We start from the raw sequence: 7,050 nt of genomic DNA, 5'->3' as shown, positions 1-7,050 counted from the left end.
TTTCCAAACTAGTATATGTCGGCCTTTTAATACGATTGACTGCTTGTAAAACATCGGGAGGTATTTGAATGGAAATTAAATAATGAATACCATTTAAATGGTAAAACTTGAACAATAAAACTTATGATACGGTTCACCACCATTAATCTTAAACTAATTTACCTTCTGTAAAATCGGCAACTCTTCCTCAACAATCTGGTCCGATTGCTGAACAAGAAAAAGTCTTGCATTTCAAAACAGGATTTTTGATCAAGCTTTATCCCGCATTAACGGGCAGTAATACTCCCACCTCAAAATTCGGTGGGAGCAAAGAAGTTAGGTGGGAGATAAACTGCCCGTAACAGCCCGATTGGTTCAACTAATAATCAGTGGGGGATGAAGAAAACCCCCACTGATTAAAGTTTCACTTTATTTCAAAGCTACATTTAGAAACATACACAGCACTGTCGACCATGTACATATGAAAAGAACTCCTACTAAGCCCCTTACAACCCCATCCCAATAAATAAATCACTAAAAAGAAACAAAAACAAAACAAAAAAACAACTACAAGCATTTCTTCGAAGTAAAAGTAGTCGTAGTCATTTTTTAAAAAATATAAAATAACCCCGCCAAAATTCCTTTCTTATCCCTATATACATCATGGAACCGCAAATTACATATGTTTCATTAAGGAATAGGAGGAATAAAGATGGCAATATACCGTAATGTACAGGTGAATTTTTGGCAGGATGATTTTGTTTTGGATTTAACGCCGGAGGAGCGCTATTTCTATCTTTATTTGCTGACTTGTTCGAAGACGACGCAGTGCGGGATTTATTCGCTGCCGAAGCGTTTGGCGGAGATGGAGACTGGTTATAACCGGGAGACTGTTGAGAAGTTGCTGCAACGCTTTGTTGATTATGGAAAGATCTTGTACGATGCGGAAACGAAGGAGTTATTTATATTAAATTGGCTTCGTTATAATCCGATTACGAGTACGAATGTGGAGAAGTGTGTGCTGCGTGAGCTGAAGGGTGTGAAAAGTGAAGAGTTTGTTAAGATGTTTCTTCGGAAGTGTTTGGAGGATGAGATGAGTATACCGCTACTTTTAGAGCAATTCGGTTCGCCGTATGATGTGTCTGATATTGTTACAGAGGAGCTGATTGATCAGTATGGGGCAGAGGAACAAGGTGAGGAAGAGGAGGAGGACAAGGGAAACGGTGTATTTCTGTTTTATGAACAAAATTTCGGTAGTTTGTCGCCTTATGTGGCGGAAGAATTAAGTGAGTGGATGACAGATTTATCGGAGGAGCTTGTGTTAAGGGCACTTCAGATTGCGGTTGAGAATAATAAGCGGACGATTGGTTATGTGAAAGGAATTTTGCGGGAGTGGCATAGAAAAGGCTATATGAAGCTGAGTGACGTGGAACAAGCAGAAGTGAAGTTTCGGAAGAAGGAGCCGCCTGGTATGCAAGAGACGGAGAAGTTTTTGGCGGAGTGTGAGGAGTGGGAGAAGAATACTCCATCTGAAGAAGAGTTGCAGAAATTCTTACAGGAGCATGGATGGAGGCCATGAGCATTCAAAATATCGAGGCGGAACAGACGGTATTAGGTTCTTTATTGCTTGAGGGAGAATTGATTCAGGAATGCCGGCTCACTGAGCACCATTTTTCTACGGCGGTGCATCAAACGGTATTTCGGTTGATGCGAGAAATAGAGGAAAGTGGACAGAAGATTGATCTTGTTATGCTCGTTTCGAAGATGAATCCCGACTTTTTGAAGCAAATTGGCGGGATTGAGTATTTTGTAAATATGATGGAGAGTGTTCCTACTACAGCTAACTTCTCATATTATGAGGGGCTTGTTCGGAGCGCGTGGAAAATGAATCAGGCAGGCAGTGCAGCACATAACATGTGTGAACGGCTTCTTGCGGAGAAAGATGAGAAAGTAATTGGCGAGACGATTACAGCGCTTTGTAAACTAGAAGAAGGGGATTGTACATTAGATTTTGATTTGAAGGATATGTTAGTCGACCTTTATGAAGAGCTCCATCAAGATACAGAGGAACTAACGGGCATTGAGACAGGTTTTTCAGCCTTCAATAAGATGACGTGTGGCTTGCAGGAAGGTGACTTCGTTGTGATTGGGGCGCGGCCTTCGATTGGAAAAACGGCGTTTGCTTTAAATATTGCGCTTCATGCGGCGAAATCGGATGCGGCAGTTGGATTGTTTTCTCTAGAGATGAGCAATAAGCAATTGTTGAAACGGATGCTTTCTTGTTTGGGGAGTGTATCAGGGGAAAGGATGAAAAATCCAAAGCATCGCTTTACGATAGATGACTGGGGGAAAATGAGCCAGGCATTTGCGGAAATTGGAGATCTGCCCATGGAAATCTATGATAAAGCTGGCGTTACAACACAAGAGATTTGGATGCAGGTGCGTAAATTGAAGCGAAAGTATGAGGATAAAAAGCTGCTTGTAATAATTGATTACTTGCAGCTTATTACAGGTGATTCAAACTATAGAGGAAACAGGTTTCAAGAAATGAGTGAAATCTCTCGTAAGCTGAAGTTAATGGCACGTGATTTAAATGTATGTGTCATTGCACTGTCACAGTTATCCCGCGGTGTAGAGTCACGTCAAGATAAGCGCCCGATTTTGTCTGACTTAAGGGAGACAGGGCAGATTGAGCAGGATGCGGATTTGATTATGCTTATGTATCGGGAGGATTATTATGATAAGGATACAGAGCATAAAGATATAACAGAAATTCAAATCGCAAAGCATCGAAATGGACCTGTTGGGACAATGAAGCTAAGGTTTTTGAAGGAGTTTGGGAGATTTGTAGAGAGGGAAGAGTAGAAATGTTTTTTGAATCCTTTAAAAAAGGATAGATGCAGTAGAATATTCTACTATTATCTATCCTTTTTCTCTTATGAATTATTGTGCTTTAAATTCAATCACTTGATTTTGATTGATTGTTTTACCATCTAAAAGACCTTTTGCTGTTATGTAAATAATTGTTTTCTTAGAGTCTTCAAGTTGACCAATTGCATACGTTGCGGTGAAGCTACCGATGCTTAGTTTCCACTGTTCACCATTCCATCTTCCAGTTATTTTTTGACCATCGTCAGCTGGGATTTTATCATCGTAATTTAGTGTACCAAACTCTGTTTTTAATGTATTGCTGGCAAAATCAATTTGAACTTTGTTTAATAATTTGATTGGAGAATTCGTTTGAATCTCGTATACATTGTCACTGATTTTTTTGAAGTGAATTTTCCCTTCTTGTCCTTTAACAAGTTTCATATATTGATCAGATGATAGGAACAGTTTATATTCTTCCTGTGTAATTCCCATATTTTCATGATATGCTAATTTTTCTCCAGGCTGTGCTGCTTTTATATACTCCATGTACCACGTATAATTCTTTTGAAGACTTGCTTGCATTTTTTTATTAATTTCTTCAAGTTTTTGTTTCATATCTTCTTGTATTTGTATTGTCATAATATCAGCAGTTGTTTCTGCTTCTACTAATAATGGTGTGATGAAATCTTTTGTACTCTGATTAGTAGGTGATAAAACTTCTTCAGTTTTTTTCAAATTTGTATCCTGTTTATCCTCATTTTTTGTAGATTTCGTTGATTCTTCTGCCGCAGTCTTTTTTGTATCGACTGGTTTGCTTTCAGTAGAATTATTACATCCAGCCAATAAAAAGGAGGTTGTTAGTGCCCCTAGTATGATTTTTTTCATTAAAAATTCCCCCGTATTTTTTTCATAAAAACAAATAATACCATAATTATACATTGGAAATATTACCATAACAATTTGTTATTTTGAAAGTATATTAAATTCTCCAATTTCTAGTTATTCGTATTGATTACTTGCGGATTATTACACATGCTTATCAACTTATGAATTCAGAATTACCCCAAAACGAAAAAATGAGATTTTTTGTTACAAGTTAGCACAAAATTTCGTTCTGAGGGTACTATAAAATTTTAGCTTGATAGCGATGGGGCAATCTCAAATTCTTGACTTGATGGGCATACGTCAGGACTCCTAATAATATGTAAGGGAAAATTTATAATCTTGATTAATTGGTACAAGCACTTTTTTCTTTTCTTCATAATATATTTCAAAAATAAAATTAAGGAGGAATTTTAAGTGTATGAAAGAATACTAATGGTGGATTATGCTCAAGGTATAGCCCTTAAACAAGTACCTGGAAATGTTGAACGTGTAAAAATGCATCTAATATATGGAGTAATGTTTTATAAATTCTATATTTCAGCAAAAGATAACAAAAGATTCATTGTAGAGGTTGATGCAAGATCAGGAAATATCTTAGGAGTTAGAGAGATAAGACCTGATTCAGATTGATTCATACTTCTTTTTCTTCTTGAACTAAAGGGTAGCTTTAATTGAGCAAGAGTGATCGTCATCGACGGGTTTTTTTATGTTGAATTCTAAAGGCCTCACCATATCCAAAAAAGAACATTGTACGTTTAGACACAAAATAACCGATTCCCTGTATATTAAGGAACCGGTTATTTATTTTACTGTTTTCTTATTTCTGCCTCACTATCACAATACCACTCACCATATATAAAACGGAAGCGATATAAAAAATGGTACCAATCGTTAAAAAGTCGACTAGATAGCCTGTTATGATGACAGCTACTGCACCACCAATTGAAGTCCATACGTGGTATTTTCCTATTTCATAGCCTGCTTCTTTACTTTCTACTTTCCGGGCGAGTGATGTTTTTTCGGTGTTTCGTTGCACGGCACCTAAGCATCCCATCATAATTTGTAGAATGTAAACGTGCCAAACTCCTGTAGCAATGGGAAAACAGAGCATTAATACCGCCATAGACCAAGCGTATACAATTAATAGTTTTTGATCTCCAATTTTATCTGAAATCTTCCCAACTAATGGGTACACTAAAGCTGAAGTTAACGCAAATAAGCCATATGCCCAGCCGAATTGAGAGAAACTATCTCCGACATTTCGAAGCAGCAGTATGTAAAAGGGGAATACCATACTACCGGCCATCATGATGATACTTTGTGAAGTTATAAATCTTTTATATGTCATTCACGGTACTCCTTATAAAATAAATTTACAAACCGTTCTTGCGGATCAATTTCTTTCTTCTTTTGAAGGAATTCTTCTATACGAGGATATGCCTGCTTCAGTTGTTGTTTTGTCGGGTAGGAATAATACGGTAAATAATAACTTCCATTGTGCTTTAAAGTAACATCTATCATCTTCCCTAACACTGTTTTCGTCTTCTTTATTTCACCCTCAGAACGTCCTTGATTAATAAGGAGCACAAGCGCAAACATATCATCTTTTGCATAGGATAAAACGGCATTCTCATTTTTTTCTACATAACGGATCGTAATGTTAAGAAGGTTTAATTCTTCTTTGTTTAATACAGTTCGCAAATCATCTATATAAGCTGTAAATTGATCGATCGGTACGAAATATTCTTGTAAAATCTCTGTTCGATTTGGATTTTCGTATTCCATAAAAGTACTATCTGATCGCATCACATTATTTCGAGTTTCATATGTTCCATTTATGCGCTCAATGTAGTTCCTTTGTATATCCCAAAACGTATTTTTTCCCCAGTCGCTATACCTTGATAATCCAAGGAAAAACTTCGGCGCAGCAATAATATTTTCTTCTTTTAGTTCGCTGTATTCTTCCCGTTTATTTTGATTCTCTTCTAAAACATAATCTGTCACATACATTTCTTTTAAAAATGAGGTTGGGGCTACGGAAATACGGGCTAAGTGCATGCGAACGTTCTCGTCCTTTTTCACCTTTTCTTTAAAATAGGATGTATATTCCTTATAATCTAGCGTTTTTGTCTGCATCGTATATAGCTCGTCATCCGTTAACTTAAGCGTCACATCTAAGATCACACCGAATAAACCGTAACCTCCAATCACATAAGGAAACAAGTCAGCATTTTCTTCTCTACTTACATTCTTAACCGTACCATCTGCCGTTAACAATCGAAACGATTCTACTGTATCAATGAGTGCTTCATGACGAATATCGCGTCCATGTACATTTACACTTAATGAACCACCAACTGTAAAAATATTTTGCGACTGCATCACTTGCACCGCAAGGCCATATGAATTTACTTTCTTTTGAATATCATCCCATGTCATACCGCTTTGTACGCGAATTCTCTTTTTTTCTGGATCAAAATCTAATATTTTATTATATCCTTTCATATTAAGCACTGTACCATTTGGATAATAAGTCTGTCCGCCTTGGCTATGCTGCATTCCCGCAATTGAAATCTTCTCACCTGAAACATTTGCATCTGTAACGAGTTTCGTTAATGCTTGTTCATCCGCTACATTTTCAACCCGTTTAATCTTTGTAGGAAGCAATCTACCGACATCACTTATAACTGGATTGGCTATCTGTTTTGTATATGTATAGATAGAGGCCGTGCATAACAAGCCATATGCAGTAATTACTATCAGTATTGTTCGTATTTTCAATATACACTCTCCTTTTTTAGTTGTAATATAAAGAATTTTATATATAAGTTTTATATTATATCTTTTTCTAAAACGAAGGAACATAGTGTAAATAAAAAAGCGCGCTATCATAAGAAAAATCTCCTCTGTGATAACGTGCTCGCTCACATGTATAGAACTAGAATTGTTAATACCTTAGGTTTCTCCCTATGCTCATCAACTTAAGAATATTTATTACCCCCTACTGTGAAAAACGTTATTCCTTCTAAACAAGATAGATTAATGTGTTTTCTGTTGACACTTTCGACGTAAATCTGTAAGGAAAAGAAATACACCTTTTGCTTGCAAAAAACATCTATCTGCACGAAAATAAAAGAGGTAATAGTTGTAAAAAATGTTATAAAATCCAATCGGTCTCTTTTTAGTAAAATCTACCTATCAATAAAGCTAAAAACATTCTTATTCAAAGGAGTTTTTATATTTTTCCTGTTTAGGGGAGATCATATCAGTTCTTGAGGAATGTATGGTAGTCTTCTTATCTTTTAATCTTGTTTT

Annotated in this window: 6 protein-coding genes; 3 read left to right on the top strand and 3 right to left on the bottom strand. The window is 36.4% G+C overall.

Annotated elements, in window-relative coordinates; all coding sequences use genetic code 11:
- Positions 1 to 691: 691 nt before the first annotated feature.
- The gene (locus HRG09_RS15185; RefSeq protein ID WP_174101601.1) at positions 692 to 1,558 is read left to right on the top strand and encodes a DnaD domain-containing protein; all 867 of its coding nucleotides are present in this window, start codon (positions 692 to 694) and stop codon (positions 1,556 to 1,558) included.
- Positions 1,555 to 2,844, top strand: a complete 1,290-nt coding sequence (gene dnaB, locus HRG09_RS15180) for a replicative DNA helicase (protein WP_174101599.1) — start codon at positions 1,555 to 1,557, stop codon at positions 2,842 to 2,844. Before HRG09_RS15185 ends, dnaB begins: the two co-directional genes overlap by 4 nt.
- Before the next feature lie 78 nt (positions 2,845 to 2,922).
- On the opposite strand, the gene HRG09_RS15175 is transcribed toward dnaB, so the two are convergent.
- Positions 2,923 to 3,735, bottom strand: a complete 813-nt coding sequence (locus tag HRG09_RS15175) for a hypothetical protein (RefSeq protein WP_254610093.1) — start codon at positions 3,733 to 3,735, stop codon at positions 2,923 to 2,925.
- Between the two features lie 414 nt (positions 3,736 to 4,149).
- Between HRG09_RS15175 and HRG09_RS28980 the strand changes: the two genes are divergently transcribed.
- The gene (locus tag HRG09_RS28980) at positions 4,150 to 4,365 is read left to right on the top strand and encodes a PepSY domain-containing protein (protein WP_174101595.1); all 216 of its coding nucleotides are present in this window, start codon (positions 4,150 to 4,152) and stop codon (positions 4,363 to 4,365) included.
- Positions 4,366 to 4,552: 187 nt separating this feature from the next.
- Here the strand turns inward: HRG09_RS28980 and HRG09_RS15165 are convergent, their stop codons facing one another.
- Together HRG09_RS15165 and HRG09_RS15160 are read right to left on the bottom strand one after the other, a co-directional pair.
- Positions 4,553 to 5,083 (bottom strand): MFS transporter, encoded by a 531-nt coding sequence (locus tag HRG09_RS15165; RefSeq protein WP_174101593.1) that lies wholly within the window; start codon positions 5,081 to 5,083, stop codon positions 4,553 to 4,555.
- Positions 5,080 to 6,519 carry an FAD-binding protein gene (locus HRG09_RS15160; RefSeq protein WP_375335762.1) on the bottom strand — a complete coding sequence of 480 codons (1,440 nt, stop codon included), beginning with the start codon at positions 6,517 to 6,519 and terminating at the stop codon, positions 5,080 to 5,082. Before HRG09_RS15160 ends, HRG09_RS15165 begins: the two co-directional genes overlap by 4 nt.
- Between the last annotated feature and the right edge of the window lie 531 nt (positions 6,520 to 7,050).

It is taken from the genome of Bacillus sp. Xin1 (assembly GCF_013314535.1).
Taxonomy (GTDB): Bacteria; Bacillota; Bacilli; order Bacillales; family Bacillaceae_G; genus Bacillus_A.
Note: the sequence above shows the minus strand (reverse complement) of the source record. Positions and strands in the feature narration are given on the sequence as shown.